This is a genomic window from Streptomyces sp. TLI_053, assembly GCF_900105395.1.
Taxonomy (GTDB): domain Bacteria; phylum Actinomycetota; class Actinomycetes; order Streptomycetales; family Streptomycetaceae; genus Kitasatospora.
In genome coordinates, this window is the sequence record NZ_LT629775.1 from 1,908,870 (window position 1) to 1,928,245 (window position 19,376).

The window sequence follows — 19,376 nt, forward strand, 5'->3', positions numbered from 1 at the left end:
CAGGAAGAACACTACCAGCTCGGAGCGGGTGCGCCGGACCACGAACGGCCACCGCCGCCGAACCACCGGGCCGTCACAGCTTCATAACGTCACGTCAGCTGAGTGGATGTGACATTGCACATATCACATCATGCTCACCATGAGAAAAGTCATCACCTTACTGTCCGCCGCCACCGCCATCGCCGTGCTCGGCGGCGCCGCCGCCGTCGGCGTCGAACCCGGGGTCGACGGGCTCGACGACCGGAGCGTGCTGTCCGACACCGGACAGGGCACCCTCGCCTGGAGCTCCTGCGAGGACCCGGCCACGCCGGCACTGCAGTGCGCGATGCTCGACGTCCCGGTGGACTACTCCGCCCCGCGCGGCCGCAAGATCAGGATCAAGCTGAACCGGCTCCCGGCCACCGCGCCCAAGGACAAGCGCCAGGGCCCGATCCTGCTCAACCCCGGCGGCCCCGGGAACTCCGGCCTCTGGATGCCCGCCTTCATCGCCGGACAGATCCCGGCCGACGTCGCCTCCACCTACGACTGGATCGGCTTCGACCCCCGCGGCACCAACGGCAGCGAACCCCATGTGGTCTGCGACCCCGACTACTTCGACGCCGAACGCCCCGACTACCGGCCGGACCAGGGCACCGCGAAGGCCTGGCTGAAGAAGGCCGCCGGCTACGCCTCCGACTGCGCGGCCGACTGGTCCTGGCTGCTCCCCCACATGACCACCGTCGACAACGCCCGCGACATGGACAGCATCCGGCGGGCACTCGGCGAGCCGAAGATCAACTTCTACGGCGGTTCCTGGGGCACCTCACTGGGCTCCACCTACGGACAGCTCTTCCCGTCCCGGGTGCGCCGGATGGTGCTCGACAGCATCGTCGGCCCGACCACCACCTGGTACGAGCACAACAAGCTCCAGGACAAGGAGCACCAGCGCCGTTTCGAGGCGTTCACCGCCTGGACCGCCAAGGCCGACTCCGTCTACCACCTCGGCACCGACCCCGCCGACATCCAGCGCGCCTACGACCAGGTCGAGGCCGCCCTGCGGACCGAGCCGGTGGACGCCGCCCCGGCCGTGGGGAAGATCGGCCCGGCCGAGTTCGAGGACACCTTCTACGGCGGCGGCTACAACTTCCTCCGCTGGCCCCGGATGGCCACCGTGCTCTCCGCATTCGTCACCCAGCACGACACCCGGCCGCTCGCCATCGCCTACAACCGCTACGCGGCCCCCGGCGCCGACGACGGCTCCTTCCCCGCGTACAACGCCGTCCAGTGCACCGAGAACGCCTGGCCGCGCGACTGGGAGTACTGGAAGAAGGACCAGGCCGGGGTCGACGCCGTCGCGCCCTTCTACACCTACAACAACATGTGGTACAACGCCGCCTGCATGTTCTGGCCCTACGAGGGCAACCGGGCCGGCCGGCTGAAGATCACCGGCAAGGGCCTGCCGCCCGTGCTGCTCTTCCAGTCCACCGAGGACGGCGCGACCCCCTACGAGGGCGGACTCGCCATGCGCGACGCACTGCCCAGCGCCAAGCTCGTCGTCCAGGACGGCGGCAGCTTCCACGAGATCCTGTTCCACGGCAACGCCTGCCTCGACGACACCTTCACCGCCTACCTCCGCGACGGCAGCCTGCCGAACGGCAAGGGCCGGATCGCCAAGACCTGCGCCCCCGGCGCCGAGCCCGACCCGGTCTACGTGACCCCGCCCCCGGCCGCCAAGTCCCTTTCCGGCACGGCGGGTTCGACCGATGCGGCACCGCTCGCCCCGACCGACCCCGAGGCCGTCCGCGGCGTGCTCCGCTGATCCTGGGGGAGGAACGCGAACGGGCCCGGTACCTGAAGAGGTACCGGGCCCGTCCGACCGTGGAGCGCCAGGCCCGGGTCGCACGGACTCTCCCCACTGAAAGTGGGACGTGCTCTGGTAGCACCGCTGACGCCTGACGAGGGATTCTGCTTCGTTCGTTTCCCTCGCGACAGGAAGAACACTACCAGGTCGGAACGGGTGTCCGAACCACGGGGAAAGGGCGGGTGACTGGGGGTCACTCGTAGACGACGTCGCCGGCGAGCGTGAAGCCGAGGTCCTGGAGGCGGCGGGCAGTGTCGGCCGGGGAGTGCCCGCGCGCAGTCGCCCGGAGCACCTCCGCCAGCGTGAGGGGCCGGTCGGGACCGGGCCCGACACCGTCCTCCGCCCGCTCGAAGTACTCGGCTCCGTGCGCCGCGACCGTCCCTGGCGGCAGCGGATGGCCCAGCACCTCCAATCGTTCAGCGACTTCCCGGGGTTCCCTTTCGAGATCGTGGGCAGCGGCCAGTACATGCCAGATCCCTGCTCGCCGACCGGGCACCAGCCACGGTGCCTGACCGTCCCGCTGCGCACTGAGCATCAGCAGATCGCCGAACTCGACCGAACCGGACAGGACGGCACCATTGAGCAGTCGGTGGCCGTATCGCATCAACCGGGTAGCGACGTCTTCCGGCGATCGGCGCAGCTTCGCCGCAGCTGCGAGGACGTGTCCGATCGGAACCGGCCTGTCCACCGACAACCAAGGGCGACGCCAGTCAAGGTTCGTGCTGAGAACCAGACGGTCGTCAGTGTGCACCTGATCCGGCGGCACAGCACCCTCGGGCAGGAAGTGTCCCAACAACCCCAGCCGTGCGACTACTTCGGTCGGCGAACAGTTCAGCTCCTCCGCGCACCAGAGGACATGGCCCATCGACACGCTCGCGCCGACCGTGGTCAACTCGGGCTCGTCCTCCTCTTCGTTGTGAATGGCACCACGAAGGAGCACGGTTTCCCGGTAGCCGAAGACCATCGGGATTCGCACCCCGTCCGCCACCGCATGGCCGAGTTGCCGCAGTCTGGCCACAACCTCCGTCGACTCGAGGTCGAGCTGCTTCACAGCCTCCATCACATGCCAGGCCGACACCGCCTCACCGTTTCCCAGAAACGGCCCTTCAGCCATGAGATAGCGACTCAGAAGCTCGTAGTCGTTCTTCTGAAGGGAATCCGGCACAGCCGTTCCATCGAACAAGTGACCCAGTCGGGCGAGACTTTCGATCACGTCATGAGGGCTGCCGCCCGTACTGTCAGCCGCCGCCAGTACCTGCCACAGGGGAGAAGGCATTCCCGGGCTCAACCACTCGGGCTCCTGGCCCGGCTCGAGCAACAACAGGCTACTGGCAACGGGAGGTACCGGAAGCACCAGGTGCTCCGTCGAGCTGACGCCGAGCGCTTCGATTCGCCCCACCACGGTCTCCGGCGTCCGGTCCAACCTCTCGGCAGCAAAGAGGACATGCCCGAGCGGCACGGGCTCCAGGGGATCCAGCCAGGGCGGCCCACCGTCGACACGTCGACTGAGGACCGCAAGATCATCTGCGTCCACCTGGTCCGGCACCCGTTGTCCGTCCCGAAGGGCATATCCCAGCTCTGCCAACCTGGCGACCACATCCCTCGGTCGGTGACCGACCCGCCGAGCGACCCAGAGCACGTGCCCCAGGGGCACGGGTACCGCCGGATCGAGCAGACTGCCACCGTCGTCGAATCCGAACCGCTCACGGCGAGGCTCCCCGCCGTTCGACCGCAACAGAAAGTCGTCGGTAGGCCGGGCGAGAACGGGCCTGGTCCCGTGTGCCCCGGTCACGCCGGGAACGCCACCGGCCGCAGTCCAGGAGAGCATCCGCCAATTCACCACATGCTCCGACGCCCTGGACGAACCGCTCGGGACGGGCCAGGTCCGCTGTTCGCCGCGTTCCTCCAAGAGTCGGGAGTCCCGGGGGAAGCAGCCGACGACGGTGATGTCCACCTCGTACCCGCACACCGACCACGGCCGGTACCGGTGGGAGACCGCCGCTTCCAGGATCGCATCGGCGAGCAGCGAGTGGTGTTCCACCAGAGCGGAGAGCCACTCGTGGTGGAGCATCGTGCAGCCGTCACGCAGCAGTGCCGGGATCTGCTCGTGCAGCAACCGGAGCGCATGGGCCCGGTCGTAACCAAGGGTCCGGGTGCGGTCGACGGTCAGCCTGGGCGCCCGTGTACCGCTCAGGTCGATCACGGCGCCGTAGAACCGCAGACCCGCCCAGAGCCCGTCGGCCAGGATGCCGCCCCAGGCACCGGTCCACCACACGTCGGCGCGGTCCGTGGCAGCGACCCTCACGTCCTTCCCCCGCACCGCGGTGTCGGCGTACGGATCCTCCGCGCCGAGCGGCGCGAACGGCGACAGCACCCCCGCCTCCCACTCCAGCCGCTCCTCCCCGTCCTCCGCCGTCACGTCGTACGGGGCGATCCACAGCAGCCGCCCCAGCAGCCCGGTGCACGACGGCGCCGTCCCCGGGTTCCGCAGGTGCAACCGGACGACGGTGCCCGCGTCGTGGCCCCGTCCCAGATTCCGAATGCGGAAGACCGAGCCCGGGCCCGCGATGTCCACCCGGAGGCGGTCGCCGGGGTGGCCGTCGCGGTCCAGGCGGCAGGTGGTGACCGAGATGTCGTCGGCCATCATGAAGTAGCTCAGCACGCCGATGCCGAAGCGGCTGTTGGGGTGGAACTCAATTCCTTCGGCCCGCCAGGCGGCCTGCTCGTCGAGGAACTCGGGCAGGTCGGCGAAGCGCATGCCCGCGTAGGAGAACACCTCGCGCAGTTCGCGCTCGCCCATGCCGATGCCGTTGTCCCGGCACTCCAGGTAGGCCTGGCCGCGCTCGTCCACGCCCCGGCGGAAGTCGATCCGGCCAGACCACCCGGGCAGGTGCGGGTCGCGGCGGCGGAGGTAGGTGGTGCGGGCGTCCCGGTAGCGGCAGGCGTCGAGGGCGTTCTGGTACAGCTCGCGGATCGCCAGCGCCTGGTCGCCGTAGAGCTGCTCCCCCATCAGGAGTTCCTGGATCCGGTCGTCCGCGAGCCGGAACCGCAGGTCGGTGGACTCGTAGATGGGTCGCCCCCGTTCGTCCGCGGCGGCGTGGACCTGGTCGGCGGTCGCGTGGACGGGCAGGTCCTGGAGCGGGGCGAGCTGGGGGTCGCCGCCGGCGTGGAGGTCGATCACGCCGAGCAGGGTGTCCAGCGCGGCGGCGTGCCGACGGAGCGCCAGGCCGACCGCGGGGTGGTGGCAGGCGGCGGTGAGCACCCTGGTCCGGCCGCGCGGGTCCCAGCGGGCGCCCCGGATCGTCCCGTGCAGTTCGGCGAGGTCGACCGCGTACGAGATGCCGAGGTGTTCGACCACGACGTCCGGCAGCCGCAGCGGGTCGACGGCCAGGTGGTGCGCGACCGCGAGCAGCGCGCCGAGCAGTTCCTCCCGGACGTACTGCTCCGCCTCGGTGGCGCCGGCCAGTTGGCGGACCGGGCGGATCGCGGTGGTGTCGTAGGAGGTCCGGAGCGAACGCAGCAGGCTCGGGAGGGCGTCCAGGGCGAACAGTTCGGCGACCAGGTCCCGGTCTCCGGATGCCGTGAGGTGCTCGGTGAGCGCGCCGACCGGTCCGCCCAGGGCGGTCAGGACGCTCTCGTGGTGGCCGCCCGGTCTGCCCGCCAGCCACTGGCGGAACAGCCACCAGGCGATGCCCGCCGCCCCCGCCGGGTCGCCGCCGCGCTCGGCCTGCGCGGCGCGCCGGACCAGCCGCGCGCGGCCCGTGACGAACTGCTCGTAGCCGGCCCGGAGCGGGGAGGGGGCGGCGGCCGGTGCCAGATCGGTGGGCCGCACGGCCAGGGCCTCGACCGCGACCCGGTTGGCGCACGCCACGTGGGCGAACGGCGCGGCCACCAGCAGCGCCGCCTCGGCCGGGGCGAGCGCCAGCTTCTCGGCGTTGAGCACCTTGGACAGCAGCCAGCCCAGTCGGCCCGACATCCGCTCGGCGAGGTCGGTCGGCCGCCACGGGTCGTCGGCGAGGGCCCGGTCGTCGGCGGCCGCCGAGGCGGCGAGCCGCTCGACGAGGGCCGTCACGGCCGTACGCATCGCCTCGGCGCCGGGGCCGTCCGCCACCTGCCGCCAGACCGGGTGCTCCCGGGCCCGGACCACCCAGGGATGCTCCCCCGCCGCGCCGGCGAGCTCGCGGTCGGGCCGCTCGAACAGGACGAAGCCGTCGAGGTCCCCCTCGGTGCGGACCCTGACCCGCTGGCGCGGGCACTCGTGTTCGCTCGTGAGCGCGTCCACGGCCGTCTGGAGCTGCTCCTGGAGGTCGGCGAGGGTGCTCGGACCGGTCTCGCTCGCCACCACGGTGCTGAGCGCCCGCGAGAAGAGGCTGAACGTGGTCCCGCCCGCCGTGGCGTAGCGGGCGCGTTCGCCGGGCGAGCAGGCGTAGACGTGGCAGTAGTGCCGCCTCCCGACCCGGCGGACCTTCGCCTCGGACCAGCCGACGGCGTTGCCCGGCGCCATCTCGCGCATCACGATGCCCTCGCGGCAGGCGTCGACGAGCACGGCCACGTCGCCGGCCAGGCTCTGTTCGACGTACGGGGCGAAGTCGAGCGCCAGGCACTTGCCGCGGAAGTCCCGGGCGCTGGTGAGCGCTCCCTTGGGGACCAGGTAGTCCGTGCCGTCGTGGTGGATGCCGTGGCCGCTGAGGTAGACCAGCAGCGTCTGACCGGCAGCGGCCCGCTGGAAGAAGGTCTCGACGGCGGCGTCGATGCCCTCCCGGTCCGTCTCGTCCGGCTCGTGGACGACCACCTCGTAGCCGGCCGAGGACAGTGCCTCCTCCAGCTCGGCGAGGTCGTCCCGGACGAACGGGAGGTCGGTGATGTGCTCGTCACGGTACTTCGGCACGCCGATCAGCAGTGCCCGGAAGGATCCCTTCATCGTCCGCTCGTCGTCCGCCCCGGCACGTGGATCGTCACGACCGCATGCTTCGCCTGCTCGAACAACGCGTTCCCCATCCCCAGCGGCTGTCAGCGAGACGACACATCATAGGTCGCCCGCCCCTGGCCGTCGGGGCGTCATGCGGCGAGGTCGTAGCGGCCCCCGGGGCGCGGGGCGCGCGGCGCAGCGAGGAGGGCCGCGACCAGGGCGGCCGCGGTGAGGAGGAGGACGTGGGCGGCCTCGGCGGCCGGGGCGGAGAGGTCGAGGGCACCGTGCCGGTGTTCGACGAAGCCATTGTGGAAGAGCCAGGCCGCCGGGCCGATCAGCGGGGCGGCGGAGGGCCGGGAGCGGCCGCCGACGGCGGCGCAGAGGGCGGCGTAGGCGCCGAGCGCGACCCAGGTCGGGCGGAGCTCACCGAGGACGGCGAGGGCGGGCAGCAGGACGGCGGAGGCGGTGAGGGCGAGCGCGGCCGACATCGAGGGGGCGAGGCGGGCGGTCACACCGTCACCGTGAGCCGGGTCCGGGGGTGGCGCTCCATGGCCTCCAGTTCGCGCTGGAGCGGTGGTTTCGGCACGGCCAGCACCGGGCAGGCGGCGTGCCGCACGCAGTAGGCGGTGATCGACGGACGCAGGGTGCGGGCGAGCAGGCCGCGGGGGCCGGCGCCCAGTACGAGCAGGTCGTCCGGCCGGTCGGCGCAGTGGACCAGGGCCTGCCCGGTCTCGCCGCGGACGGCGGCGCTGCGCAGCCGGACGCCCGGCCGGGTGCCGCCGAAGGCCTGGTCGAGGGCCTCGCGCAGCCGGGTCGCGGCCGCGTCGCGGCAGGCGGAGAGCAGCGGCGGGCAGGGTGCGCGGCGGTAACCGAACTCGCCGCCGACCGGGGTCCAGCAGTGCACCGCGAGCACCTCGGCGTCGAGCCGACGGGCCTCGGCGACGGCGCGGTGCAGGGCGGCGAGGCTGCCGAGCGAGCCGCTGACGCCGACCACGATCCGGCCCCGGCCGTCGTCCTCCGGCGCCCCCGACCCGCTGGGGAGGGTTGTCGGCTGGTCCGCCATGGCGATGTCCGTCCTTCCGTAGCGGTCACCGGTCGCTGGTGGCCGGTGCCGTCGGTGCCAGCCAAGCCCGGCGGAGGGGGGAGGGGCGGTTCGTTGACGGAGCTCTGACGCGGGCGGGGCCGGTCCGTACGGGTTCCTGACGCGGGGGCGGTCAAGCGGTGGTTGGCGCCTCCGCCCGCGCGTCGGCCGCCCAGAGTTCGGCGAACATCCGGTCCAACCGCTCCTCGCCGACCGGCGGGACGGGCAGCGGGTGGGCGGCCCGGACGCGGAAGCCGTCGAGCAGCAGCGCGAGGTGGCGGCGCCACAGGTCGGGGCGCAGCTCGGTGGCCACCGGCAGGGACCGGCAGAGCGCGCCGAACACGAACAGCAGGTCCGTGGTGGTGACATCCGCCCGCATGGTGCCCTGCTCCTGCGCGCGGGCGACCAGCGAGCCGACCGTCGCGGCGTTGCGCCGGCTGGTGCCGAGCAACCCGGGGGCGGTCAGGACGGACCGGGTGACCAGGTCGTTGATCCCCCGGTCGGCGGCGACCAGTTCGAGGATCCGCTCGAAGTAGCACTCGATCGCGCGCCAGGCGTCCTCGGCGGCCAGCGCCTCGGCCCCGGCCTCGGCGACCAGGCTCGCGGCGTTCGCGAAGACCTCGCCGACCAGGGCCTGGCGGGTCGGGAAGTGCCGGTAGAGGGTGGCGTTGCCGACGCCCGCCTCCTTGGCGATCCGGTCGAGCGGGACGTCCAGCCCGTGCCGCGCGAACAGGTCGCGGGCGGTGGTGAGCAGGAGGTCGCGGTTGCGCCGCGCGTCGAGCCGCAGCCGCGCGGGGGGACGGGTACCACCACCGGGACCGCCGGGACCGCCGGAACCACCGGGACCGCCGAGACCCGTCCTGCTCACTGCCATGCCCCGACCCTAACAACGCGGGAGGGGGCCGCCCGCCCCGCCCCGGCCGGGTGGCCCGGACATCACCGGAGGAAGAACAAGTGGTGGCGGGGGGACCGAAGGACCGGGCCCGACCTGCGACGACGCCGGGCATCCCAGGGTGCTGGGGGCTTTCCGGTGCCGCAGGGACAGCCCCAGGATGCCGGGGACCGCACCGTCCCCCGACCGGGAGTCCACACCCGTGCTTCGCCTCGCCGCCCGGGCCGCCTCGGCCCTCGCCCTGGCCTCCGCCCTGGCCCTCGCCGTCACCACCCCCGCCCTCGCCGATCCGCCGCAGCCGGCCGCCACCGACATCGTCGGGGTGGGCTCGGGGATCTCCGAGGCCCTGCTCAACCAGATCTCCACCGACTACAACGCCGCGCTGGCCGCCGCCGGAGACACCACCTCACCCCGGCTGTACAGCTGGGACTCGACAGGGAACCGGCAGATCACGCCCAAGGCCGGGGCGGACACGATCGTCCGGCCCGACCGGAGCAACGCCGGCGTCCTCTCCCTGAACTCCACCACCAGCCGCACGGTCGACTTCGCCCGCAGCGCCCGCTTGCCGCAGCCCTCCGACCTCACCTCCGACGTGTTCGTGGGCATGGCCAAGGACGCGATCAGCTGGGCCGCCCCTTCCGACGGGTACGCGCCGGCCAACCTGACCACCGCGCAGCTGTCCGACATCTACAACTGCCACAAGACCAACTGGCGGCAGATCGACCCGGCGCTGCCCGACGCCCCCATCGTCCCGGTGCTGGCCGGCAACCTCGTCGTGAGCCAGTACGGCGTCGACGGCGCCCCGACGGACTCGTCCGGCTTCTTCCTCAAGGCCATCAACTACCCGCCGCCGTCCCGCAGTCCCCACTGGGACCGCTCCTGCGTCCGGATCGTCGAGCGCGGTGAGCAGGGCGGCGACGCCGTCCTGCACGACCCCGGCGCCCTCGTGCCCTTCTCCGTCGGCCGCTACGTCGACCAGGCCTACTACGGGCACACCCGGCCGGGCGACGACCCGGGCGTGCTCACCGTGCGCGCCATCGACGGGATCTCGGCGCTGGACCCGGTGAACCGCCGGATCCGGACCGACTTCGTGAGCACCAATTACGGGTACCTGCTCATGAACACGGTGCGCGAGGCCGAGTGGAACAGCGCGGACGCGCACGGCACCGCACTGCGCGCGATCTTCGGCCGGAACGGGTGGATCTGCCGGAACGGCGCGGCGGCCATCCGTGGCCGCGGCTTCCTCACGCTGCCCGTCGGAGGCTGCGGCTGGACCACGCACAGCTGAGACACGGCACCGGCCCCGGGCACGAGGTCCGTGCCCGGGGCCGGGGGTGCGTCCGGCGTCCCGCTCAGCGCCGGGCGCCCGGCCGGAGCCAGACCGCCCAGGTGAGGGCGGAGCAGCACAAGTAGGCGACGAGGAAGGCCAGATAGGCGTCGTCGCCGGTGCCGGTACTGAGGAAGGACTGCCGGAAGGCCAGGTTGACCAGTACCCCGCCGAAGGCGCCGATCGCCCCGGCCAGGCCGATCAGGGCGGCGGTGCGGCGGCGGGCGGTCGCCTCGGCGGCGGCCGGGTCGGCGCCGTCGGCGACGGCGAGGCGGGCCCGGCCCTCGTAGTGGGCGGGGATCATCTTGTAGGTCGAGCCGTTGCCGATGCCGCTGAGGACGAAGAGCGCGATGAACCCGGCGAGGAAGAGCGGCAGCGAGCCGGCCCGGGAGGCGGCCAGGACGACGGCGGTGCCGGCGCCCATCGCGACGAAGGTGACCAGCGTGACCCAGGGACCGCCCCAGCGGTCGGCGAGCCGGCCGCCGACGGGCCGCAGCAGGGAGCCGAGCAGCGGGCCCAGGAAGGTGAGTGCGGCCGCCTTGACCGGGGTGTCGAAGCGGTCGTGGAACTGCACCTGGAGCACCTGGCCGAACGCGAACCCGAAGCCGATGAACGAGCCGAAGGTGCCGATGTACAGGACGGAGACGGCCCAGCCGTAGGGGTCCCGGGCGACCTCGCGCAGCGAGCGGTCGGCGGGCGCGCCGGGCTCCCTGGACGGGGTCGGCAGGTTGTCCATCCGGCCCCACGCGAGCGCGGCGGCGGCCAGGATCAGCGGCAGGTAGATCAGCGGCAGCAGCCGGGGGTGGGCGGCGCCGGCGGTGGCGAGCACCAGCAGGCCGAGCAGCTGCACGGCGGGGACGCCGAGGTTGCCGCCGCCGGCGTTGATGCCGAGGGCCCAGCCCTTGAGGCGGTGCGGGTAGAAGGAGTTGATGTTGGCCATCGAGGAGGCGAAGTTGCCGCCGCCGACACCGGCGACGCAGGCCACCGCGAGCAGCGTGCCGTAGGAGACGCCGGGGGTGAGGACGAGCGCCGCCAGACCGGCCGGGACCAGCAGCAGCAGGGCGCTGACCACCGTCCAGGTACGGCCGCCGAACCGGGCGACGGCATAGGTGTACGGGAGCCGGAGCAGGCCGCCGAGCGCGGTGGGCAGGGCGGTCAGGGTGAACTTCCCGGCCGCGTCGATGTGGTACTGCGGGCCGAGGAAGAGCACCAGGACGGACCACAGGCTCCACACCGAGAAGCCTATGTGCTCCGAGAGCACGGAGAGGATCAGGTTGCGGCGGGCGGTGCGGGCACCGGTGCGCTCCCAGAACTCGCGGTCCTCCGGGTCCCAGTGGGTGAGGGTGCGGGTGCCGGCCGTTCGGGCCGGGCGGGTGCCGAGGGCGGTGGTCATGCCCGTTCCTCCTTCCGGGATCCGGTCGCCGCGGCGCGGACCGGCCACCGGCGGAGCACCGCGGGGGTGCCGTCGGGGGCGGTGTCCTCGTCCAGGCAGCGGCCGTCGGTGAGGTCGAAGGTCTGCTTGTACATCGGCGAGGCGAGCGTCGGCCGGCCCGCGCGGCTGCCGAGCAGGCCGCGGGAGAGCACGTGCGCGCCGCTGAACGGGTCGCGGTTGTCGACGGCGTAGAGCGCGCCGGAGCGGTCGAGGAACAGGGCCACCTGGGTGTCGGCGGGGGGCAGCAGGACGGCGACGCCGCGGCCCGGTTGCAGGTCGTCGAGCCTGCAGACGGGCTGCCAGCGGGTGCCGTCGTGGATCTCCACGGTCACTTGGCGAGCACCTCCAGTCGGGGTCCGGCCACGAGGACCGGGGCGGGGGCGGGGAGGACGTGGCCGTCCTCGTCGGGGCGGGCGGGGCGGATCTGGCCGCGTTCGGGGACGAAGGTGACGGCCGGGTCGGGGGTGCCTGGAGCGTTGACGAAGGAGGCGAAGCGGCGGAGCCGGTCCGGGTCGGCCAGCGTAGCGGCCCACTCGTCCTGGTAGGAATCGATGTGGCGGGCCATCAGGGCATCGAGTTCGGCCGCGATGCCGAGCGCGTCGTCCAGGACGACCGCGCGCAGGTGGTCCAGACCACCGTCGAGCCGCTCCAGCCAGACCGAGGTGCGCTCCAGCCGGTCGGCGGTCCGGATGTAGAACATCAGGTAGCGGTCGACGGTGCGGATCAGCGTCTCGCGGTCCAGGTCGGCGGCGAGCAGGTCGGCGTGCCGGGGCGTCGTCCCGCCGTTGCCGCCGACGTAGAGGTTCCAGCCGGTGGAGGTGGCGATGACGCCGAAGTCCTTGCTCTGCGCCTCGGCGCACTCGCGGGCGCAGCCGGAGACCGCCGACTTGAGCTTGTGCGGGGAGCGCAACCCCCGGTAGCGAAGCTCGAGTTCGATGGCGAGGCCGACCGAGTCCTGGACGCCGTAGCGGCACCAGGTCTCGCCCACGCAGGACTTCACGGTGCGCAGCGCCTTGCCGTAGGCGTGCCCGGACTCGAATCCGGCGTCCACCAGCCTGGCCCAGATGGCGGGGAGCTGGTCGACGCCGGCGCCGAACAGGTCGATCCGCTGGCCACCGGTGATCTTGGTGTAGAGGCCGAAGTCGCGGGCCACCTCGCCGATGGCGATCAGGCCGTCCGGGGTGATCTCGCCACCGGGCACCCGGGGCACCACCGAATAGGAGCCGTTGCGCTGGAGGTTGGCCAGGAAGTGGTCGTTGGAGTCCTGGAGGGCGGCCTGTTCGCCGTCCAGGATGTGACCGTTGGAGAGGCTGGCCAGGATCGAGGCGACGGTCGGCTTGCAGATGTCGCAGCCCTCGCCGGTGCCGTGCCGGTCGACCAGCGCGGAGAACGTGCTGATGCCGGTGACCAGGACGATCTCGTACAGCTCGGCGCGGCTCTGCCGGAAGTGCTCGCACAGGCCGGTCCCCACCTCGGCCCCCGCGGCGGCGAGTTCCTCGGTCACGACGGTGCCGAGCTGCTTGAGGCAGCTGCCGCAGCCGGTGCCCGCCCGGGTGCACTTCTTGACCTCGGCGACGCTGCCCGCGTCCTGCTCCCGGACGGCGGCCCGCACGGCGCCCTGGGTGACGTTGTGGCAGGAGCAGAGCACCGCGTCGTCGGGCAGCGCGATCGGGCCGACGGCGGCGGACCCGGCGGGCAGCACCAGCTGTTCGGGCGGGACGGTGAGCGGCCGGCCGGCCGTCGCCAAGGGGCGCAGGGTGCCGTAGGCGTCGGTGTCGCCGACCAGCACGCCGCCGAGCAGGGCCCCGTCGGCGCCGATCACCAGCTTGCGGTAGACGCCCAGCCGGCCGTCGCTGTAGAGCACGTCGAGGGCGCCCTCGGCGGTGCCGTGCGGGTCGCCGAAGCTGGCGACGTCGACACCGAGCAGCTTGAGCTTGGTCGAGGTGTCGGCGCCGGAGAAGCCGGGGCCGGGGCGGCCGGCGAGTTCGCGGGCCGCCGTCTCGGCCATCTGGTAGCCGGGGGCGACCAGTCCGTAGACCCGGCCGTCGGCGGCCTGGGCGCACTCGCCGATGGCGAGGACGGCCGGGTCCTCGGTGCGGCAGCGCTCGTCGACGACGATGCCGCCGCGCGGGCCGACCGCCAGGCCGCAGTCCCGGGCGAGCCCGTCCCGGGGGCGGACGCCGGCCGAGAACACCACCAGGTCGGCGGCGAGTTCGCGGCCGTCGGAGAGGAGCAGGCCGCGCACCGCGCCGTCCGGACCGGTGGCGACCCCGCTCGCGGCGGCCGCGGTGTGGACGGTGACGCCGAGCTCCTCGATCTTGCGGCGGAGCAGTTCGCCGCCGCCCTCGTCGACCTGGACGGCCATCAGGCGCGGGGCGAACTCGACCACATGGGTGGTGAGTCCCATCGCCCGCAGCGCGCCTGCCGCCTCCAGGCCGAGCAGGCCACCGCCGACCACGATGCCGGTGCCGCCGCCCGCCACCACGGCCCTCGTCGCATCGGCGCGGATCGCGTCGAGGTCCTCGACGGTCCGGTAGACGTGGCAGCCGGCGGCGTCCCGGCCGGGCACGGGCGGCACGAACGGGGCCGAGCCGGTGGCCAGCACCAGTTCGTCGTACCGCAGCCGGGCGCCGGAGCGGGTGGTGACGGTGCGGGCGGCGCGGTCGACGGCGGTGACCGGGTCGCCGAGGCGCAGCTCGATGCCGTGCTCGGCCAGGAAGCCGGGCGGGCAGAGCGTGAGGTCCTCGGGTGTGCGGCCCTCGAAGAGGGAGCTGAGGTGGACGCGGTCGTAGGCGGGGCGGGGCTCCTCGGCGAGCACGGTGACCCGCCGTCGCCGGGCGCCGGGCTGCTCGGTCCAGGCCTCCAGGAAGCGCTGGCCGACCATGCCGTGGCCGACCAGGACGAGGTCCAGCGGCGGCTCGGCCGGCTCGGCCGTGTGCGACGTCATGCGTGACTCCTCGGGTGGTGCGGGGGCTGGGTGCCGGGTGGGACGGGGTGGGGCGGCCGGGGCGGCCGGGGCCGGCGGGGGCCGGCGGGGTGGGGGCGCCGGTGGAGTGGGGGCCGGTGGAGTGGGGCCGGTGGCGGAGGCGGAGGCGGAAGCGGAGGCGGAGGCGGAGGCGGCCGGGGTTCGGCGGTCCCGCTCCCCGGTGCCCCGGGACCGTGCCGAGAAATTTCGCCGGTGGTCGTTTCGCCTCCGGGTCCGCCGTGTTGCGCCCGCGGTACGCCTCGCTCACACCCGGTACCGTCCGACGTGCGGCTCCTGACATGCCCCGTAACGGGAACGGCTGCTTCGCTAACGCCGGGGAGACGGGCGGGCAATCAGCCCGTAACGAGAGCCCCGCACCCTTTCGGCCATGGCAACAACCACCCTCACCGGACCGCGCCCCACCCCGCGGCCCGGGCCCCTCACCGGCTTCACCATCGGGGTGACCGCCGCCCGCCGCCGGGACGAGCTGACCGCGCTGCTCACCCGGCGCGGCGCCCAGGTCGTCGAGGCACCGGTGCTGCGGATCATGCCGCTCGCCGACGACCTCGCCCTGCGCCGGGCCACCGAGTCCTGCCTGACCGGGCCGCTCGACTACGTGGTGGCCACCACCGGCGTCGGCTGGCGCGGCTGGATGAGCGCCGCCGAGGGCTGGGGCCGGGGTGCCGCCCTCGCCGAGGCGTGCCGGCGGGCCGTCGTCCTCACCCGCGGCCCCAAGGCCACCGGCGCCGTCCGGGCCAGCGGCCTCGGCGAGGGCTTCTCCCCCGGCTCCGAGGCCACCGACGAACTGCTGACCTGGCTGCTCGCCCGCCCGCTGACCGGCCGGCGGATCGCCGTCCAGGAACACGGGGTGCGGCTCGACGACTTCGCGGCCGCGCTGCGCGAACGCGGCGCCGAGGTGATCTCCGTGCCCGTCTACCGCTGGGCCCCTCCGGACGACCCGGCCCCGGTGCGGCGGCTGGTCGAACAGACCGTCCGCCGGCAGGTCCACGCCCTCGCGTTCACCAGCGCCCCCGCGGTCACCGCGTTCGTCGAGACGGCCGCCGCCGACGGCCTGCGCGACGCGCTGCTGGACGCGCTGCGCGGGGACGTCCTGCCGGTCTGCGTCGGCGCGCTCTGCGCCCGGCCGTTCGCCGACCTCGGTCTGCCCGCGGAGTTCCCCGAGCGCGGCCGCCTGGGCTCGCTGGTGCGGCTGCTCGCGGAGACCCTGCCGAGCCGGGGCCGCCGCGAACTCGACCTGGGGAGCGTCCGGTTGACCCTCCAGGGGAACGCCGCCCTGGTCGACGGGGACAGCCGCCTGCTCAGCCCGCGCGGCGCCGCCGTGCTGCGCGCGCTCGCCGAACGCCCCGGGCACGTGCTCAGCCGCGCCGACCTGCTGCGCACGGCCTGGCCGGACGCCGCCGCCGACGAACACGCCGTCGAGGCGGCGGTCGGGCGGCTGCGGGCGGCACTCGGGCCGCACGGGAAGCTGATCCGCACCGTGCCCAAGCGCGGCTACCGGTTGGCGGTGGCCTGATGGGGGCGGGGTCGGCGGGGGAAGAGGCGGCAGGGCGTCGGCCTGCGGGGGAAGAGGTGGCGAGGGGCCGGCCTGCGGGGGAAGAGGTGGCGGAACGCCGGCCTGCGGGGGCGGGGCGTCGACCGGCCGGGAGTCGGCCGGTCCTGCTCGCGGTCGCGCACGGCAGCCGATCCGCCGCCGGAGTGGCCGCGAACCGGGCACTGCTGCGCCGGGTCCGGGTGCTGCGCCCGGGCCTCGACGTCCGCTGCTGCTTCCTGGACCTCGCCCGGCCCGCCCTGCCCGAGGCGCTCGCCGCGCTGGACGGGCGGGCGGCGGTGCTGGTCCCGCTGCTGCTCGGGGGTGGCTACCACCTGCGGGTCGACCTGCCCGGGGCGCTCGCCGCCGCCGGGCTGGCCCGCCTTCCGCTCGCCCGGGCGCTCGGCCCCCACCCACTGCTGGCCGCAGCGCTCGCCGAGCGCCTCACCGCGGCCGGTCGCCCGGCCGGTGCCGGGCCGGTGGTCCTCGCGGCGGCCGGCTCCTCCGACCCGGGCGCCAACGCCGACACCGCGCGGACCGCCGAGCTGCTCGCCGACCGCCTCGGCGACGGCAGCCCGGTCGTCCCCGCCTACCTGTCCGCCGCCCGCCCGACCCCCCGGGAGGCGGTCGCCGCCCTGCACGCCGCCGGCCACCGCCACGTCGCCGTCGCCACCCATCTGCTCGCCCCCGGCTTCTTCGCCGACCGAGCCGCCGCCACCGGCGCCCGCTGGACGAGCGCCCCGCTCGGCACCCACGAGGCGCTCGCCCGACTGGTCGCCCTGCGCTACGACCAGGCCCGGACCGAATCGCTCGCCGCCGCCCGCTGACCGTCGGACCCGACCGTCAGGCGCGCCGCCGCCGGTGGTACGCGTACGTCAGCGCGAGGATCAGCGGCCCCCAGAGCACGAACAGCCCACTCACCACCGCGGCCAGCGCCCGCCACCAGCCGTTGACGAACCCCACGTCCTGGAAACCCGCGAGCTCGAAGGTGGTGAGCACCCACTGCGCGGTCAGCACCGTGAACGCACCGCCCGCCACCGCCCCGGCGGCGACCACGACCGACGCGGGCACCCGCTCGCCCCACGGCCGGACCAGCCCGGCGCAGAGCAGCGCGAAGGCCTCGGAGAGCAGGCTCAACGCGAGGACGTAGGGCACCGTCACCCAGAGCGGGAGCTCCTCGCGCGGCATGTCCATCCCCATCTGGAACCCGAACCCGAACGGCAGCCGCCACAGGCACACCGGCAGGGCGAGCAGGGGCAGCGCCCGTGCGGTGCGCAGCGCCCAGACGGGGACGGGTCGTTCGGCGGCCCGGGTGGTCGCGCTCGTAGTCACCTCGCTCGTGGTCACCTCGCTCGTGGTCGGTGCGCTCGTGGTCGGTGCGCTCGCACTCGCGGTCGTCGCGGTCGTCGCGATCGTCGCGCTCGTGGTCGGTGCACTCGCGCTCGCGGTCGTCGCGCTCGTGGTCATGTCCGTCGTGGTCGTCGCGCTCGTGGTCATGCCTCCACCCTCCGCCCGCACCGCGCTCCCCGGGATCGTGCGCGGGCCCGATCCCCCTCCCCCGCCCGGGGGAGGCCCGTCGCCCGGGCTCCCCCTGGCTGTCGACCTCCTCACACCCGGCGCACAATCCCCCACCGCGCTCCCGCCGCCCCCTAAGGTGATCTTCCTCGGCGCGGACGCGGACCGGACGATGGGGTGGAGCAGATGAGCATGTCCCTCACGGCACATCAGCTGATCGGGCTGCTGGTCGACCCCGGCTCCTTCGTGAGCTGGGACGATCCGGTGACCACCGAACCCCGCGACGCCGAGTACCGGGCGAGCCTGACCCGCGCCCGGGAGCGCACCGGTATCGACGAAGCGGTCGTCACCGGCATCGGTCGGATCGGTGGCGGACAAGCAGCCCTGATCGCCTCCGAGTTCGGCTTCCTCGGCGGGTCGATCGGGGTGGCCACGGCCGAACGGATCACCCGGGCCGTCGAACAGGCGACCGCCGCCCGGCTCCCGCTGATCGCCCTCCCGGTCTCCGGCGGCACCCGGATGCAGGAGGGGTCGGCGGCATTCCTGTGCATGCTGCGGATCACCGCCGCCGTCCAGGCCCACCGGGCGGCCGGGCTCCCCTACCTCACCTATCTGCGCAACCCCACCATGGGCGGGGTGTTCGCGTCCTGGGGCACCCTCGGCCACCTGGTTCTCGCCGAGCCGGCGGCGCGGCTGGGCTTCCTCGGCCCGCGCGTGTACGAGGAACTGCGGGGCGTGCAGCTTCCGCCCGACGTGCAGCGCGCCGAGACGCTGGCCGAACGCGGACTGGTGGACGCGGTGGTCGCGCCCGAGGAACTGCGCGAGGTCCTGCGCCGCTCCCTGTCCGTCCTCACCCGCCGCGCGCTGCCCTCCCCCGCCGTTGTTCCTCGGTTCCCGGGCTCCGCCACCGCTACCGCCTCTGCCTCTGCCACCGCCTCTGCCACCGCCCCGGCCGAACGTCCCGGCGCCGCCGCCGAACGCCCCGACGCCTGGGAGGCCGTCCTCCGCACCCGTCACCCCGACCGCCCCGGCACCCGCGAACTGCTGCGCCGCACCGCCGAGGAGCTCGTCCTCCTCGACTCCCCCGGCGGCCGCGACGGAGCCCTCGTCCGGGCTCTCGCGGTGCTGGACGGCCAACCTGCCGTGGTCGTCGGCCAGCAGCGCCGGGCCGGCGCCCAGGAACGCCCCTTCACCGCCGCCGACCTGCGCTCCGTCCGCCGCACCGCCCGGTTCGCCGAACAGCTCGGCCTCCCGCTCGTCACCGTCGTCGACACGGCGGGCGCCGAACTCTCCGCCCAGGCGGAGCTCGACGGCGTGGCCGTGGAGATCGCCCACTGCCTCACCACCCTCCTCTCCCTGCGAACCCCCGTTCTCGCCGTCCTCCTGGGCCAGGGATCCGGCGGCGGCGCACTGGCGCTGCTTCCTGCCGACCACGTCCTCGCCGCCGGCAACGCCTGGCTCGCACCACTCCCCCCGGAGGGCGCGTCCGCGATCGTCCACCGCGACGGCTCCCACGCCCCCGAGCTCGCCCGCGCGCAGGGCATCGGCGCCCACGACCTCGCCGCCGTCGGCCTGGTCGACACCGTGATCCCCGAGCTTCCCGACGCCGCCGACGAGCCCGCCGCCTTCTGCGCCCGCCTCGGTCACGCCGTCTCCACCGCCCTCGCGACCCTCACGGCCACTCCCGCGTCCGACCGCCTCACCGCCCGCACCATCCGCCACCGCCGCCTGGGCGACCTCGTCACCTGACGACGGAGACCGGGCTCCGAGCTTGTCGGGCCTCGGGGGATGCCGGGCTACGGGGATGCCGGGCTCCGGGGGAAACGGTCTCCGAGCTTGTCGGGCTGCGGGGATGCCGGGATACGG

The 19,376-nt window shown here is 74.1% G+C and carries 14 protein-coding genes; 6 read left to right on the plus strand and 8 right to left on the minus strand.

Features of this window, described 5'->3' with window-relative positions; genetic code table 11:
* The first annotated feature begins 139 nt into the window (after positions 1-139).
* Entirely contained in the window at positions 140-1,798 is a 1,659-nt protein-coding gene (locus tag BLU95_RS07430) for an alpha/beta hydrolase (protein ID WP_093864699.1), read from the plus strand.
* 235 nt (positions 1,799-2,033) lie between these two features.
* Here BLU95_RS07430 and BLU95_RS07435 read toward each other — a convergent pair whose 3' ends face one another.
* From BLU95_RS07435 to BLU95_RS07450, 4 genes are all read right to left on the minus strand, one after another.
* The gene (locus BLU95_RS07435; RefSeq protein WP_093859292.1) at positions 2,034-6,761 is read right to left on the minus strand and encodes a wHTH domain-containing protein; all 4,728 of its coding nucleotides are present in this window, start codon (positions 6,759-6,761) and stop codon (positions 2,034-2,036) included.
* 137 nt (positions 6,762-6,898) lie between these two features.
* Positions 6,899-7,261, minus strand: coding sequence for a hypothetical protein (locus tag BLU95_RS07440; RefSeq protein WP_093859293.1), 363 nt, complete (start codon positions 7,259-7,261; stop codon positions 6,899-6,901).
* Positions 7,258-7,812, minus strand: a complete 555-nt coding sequence (locus BLU95_RS07445; protein WP_093859294.1) for a universal stress protein — start codon at positions 7,810-7,812, stop codon at positions 7,258-7,260. Before BLU95_RS07445 ends, BLU95_RS07440 begins: the two co-directional genes overlap by 4 nt.
* A 151-nt stretch (positions 7,813-7,963) precedes the next feature.
* Positions 7,964-8,704: a TetR/AcrR family transcriptional regulator gene (locus BLU95_RS07450; RefSeq protein ID WP_093859295.1), complete on the minus strand. Its 741-nt coding sequence runs from the start codon at positions 8,702-8,704 to the stop codon at positions 7,964-7,966.
* A gap of 220 nt (positions 8,705-8,924) precedes the next feature.
* On the opposite strand from BLU95_RS07450, the gene BLU95_RS07455 reads away from it, so the two are divergent.
* Entirely contained in the window at positions 8,925-10,010 is a 1,086-nt protein-coding gene (locus BLU95_RS07455; RefSeq protein ID WP_093859296.1) for a substrate-binding domain-containing protein, read from the plus strand.
* Between the two features lie 64 nt (positions 10,011-10,074).
* Here the strand turns inward: BLU95_RS07455 and BLU95_RS07460 are convergent, their stop codons facing one another.
* Genes BLU95_RS07460 through nirB form a run of 3 tightly spaced genes read right to left on the minus strand, consistent with a single transcriptional unit; the run spans position 10,075 to position 14,428 of the window.
* A complete protein-coding gene (locus BLU95_RS07460; protein WP_093859297.1) occupies positions 10,075-11,442 on the minus strand; it encodes an MFS transporter in 1,368 nt (455 codons plus the stop codon).
* Positions 11,439-11,813, minus strand: a complete 375-nt coding sequence (gene nirD / locus BLU95_RS07465) for a nitrite reductase small subunit NirD (protein ID WP_093859298.1) — start codon at positions 11,811-11,813, stop codon at positions 11,439-11,441. The genes BLU95_RS07460 and nirD overlap by 4 nt, the downstream gene beginning before the upstream one ends.
* Positions 11,810-14,428, minus strand: coding sequence for a nitrite reductase large subunit NirB (nirB, locus tag BLU95_RS07470; RefSeq protein ID WP_093859299.1), 2,619 nt, complete (start codon positions 14,426-14,428; stop codon positions 11,810-11,812). Before nirB ends, nirD begins: the two co-directional genes overlap by 4 nt.
* 406 nt (positions 14,429-14,834) lie before the next feature.
* Between nirB and BLU95_RS07475 the strand changes: the two genes are divergently transcribed.
* The gene (locus tag BLU95_RS07475) at positions 14,835-15,980 is read left to right on the plus strand and encodes a uroporphyrinogen-III synthase (protein ID WP_093859300.1); all 1,146 of its coding nucleotides are present in this window, start codon (positions 14,835-14,837) and stop codon (positions 15,978-15,980) included.
* An 86-nt stretch (positions 15,981-16,066) separates the two neighbouring features.
* Positions 16,067-16,822, plus strand: a complete 756-nt coding sequence (locus BLU95_RS07480) for a sirohydrochlorin chelatase (protein WP_173862012.1) — start codon at positions 16,067-16,069, stop codon at positions 16,820-16,822.
* A gap of 16 nt (positions 16,823-16,838) precedes the next feature.
* Here the strand turns inward: BLU95_RS07480 and BLU95_RS07485 are convergent, their stop codons facing one another.
* Positions 16,839-17,327, minus strand: coding sequence for a hypothetical protein (locus BLU95_RS07485; protein ID WP_231978367.1), 489 nt, complete (start codon positions 17,325-17,327; stop codon positions 16,839-16,841).
* Here BLU95_RS07485 and BLU95_RS07490 point away from each other — a divergent pair.
* Both BLU95_RS07490 and BLU95_RS07495 read left to right on the plus strand, forming a co-directional pair.
* Complete coding sequence (locus BLU95_RS07490; protein ID WP_162497184.1) at positions 17,308-17,700, plus strand: hypothetical protein; 393 nt, start codon at positions 17,308-17,310, stop codon at positions 17,698-17,700. The two genes, BLU95_RS07485 and BLU95_RS07490, sit on opposite strands and share 20 nt — an antisense overlap.
* Positions 17,697-19,259, plus strand: a complete 1,563-nt coding sequence (locus BLU95_RS07495) for a carboxyl transferase domain-containing protein (RefSeq protein WP_093864701.1) — start codon at positions 17,697-17,699, stop codon at positions 19,257-19,259. The genes BLU95_RS07490 and BLU95_RS07495 overlap by 4 nt, the downstream gene beginning before the upstream one ends.
* Positions 19,260-19,376: the final 117 nt, after the last annotated feature.

Coding starts and splice junctions, on each gene's coding strand:
- BLU95_RS07430 (WP_093864699.1), top strand. CDS start 140: ATGAGAAAAGTCATCACCTTACTGTCCGCCGCCACCGCCATCGCCGTG.
- BLU95_RS07435 (WP_093859292.1), bottom strand. CDS start 6,761: ATGAAGGGATCCTTCCGGGCACTGCTGATCGGCGTGCCGAAGTACCGT.
- BLU95_RS07445 (WP_093859294.1), bottom strand. CDS start 7,812: ATGGCGGACCAGCCGACAACCCTCCCCAGCGGGTCGGGGGCGCCGGAG.
- BLU95_RS07450 (WP_093859295.1), bottom strand. CDS start 8,704: ATGGCAGTGAGCAGGACGGGTCTCGGCGGTCCCGGTGGTTCCGGCGGT.
- BLU95_RS07460 (WP_093859297.1), bottom strand. CDS start 11,442: ATGACCACCGCCCTCGGCACCCGCCCGGCCCGAACGGCCGGCACCCGC.
- nirB (WP_093859299.1), bottom strand. CDS start 14,428: ATGACGTCGCACACGGCCGAGCCGGCCGAGCCGCCGCTGGACCTCGTC.
- BLU95_RS07475 (WP_093859300.1), top strand. CDS start 14,835: ATGGCAACAACCACCCTCACCGGACCGCGCCCCACCCCGCGGCCCGGG.
- BLU95_RS07495 (WP_093864701.1), top strand. CDS start 17,697: ATGAGCATGTCCCTCACGGCACATCAGCTGATCGGGCTGCTGGTCGAC.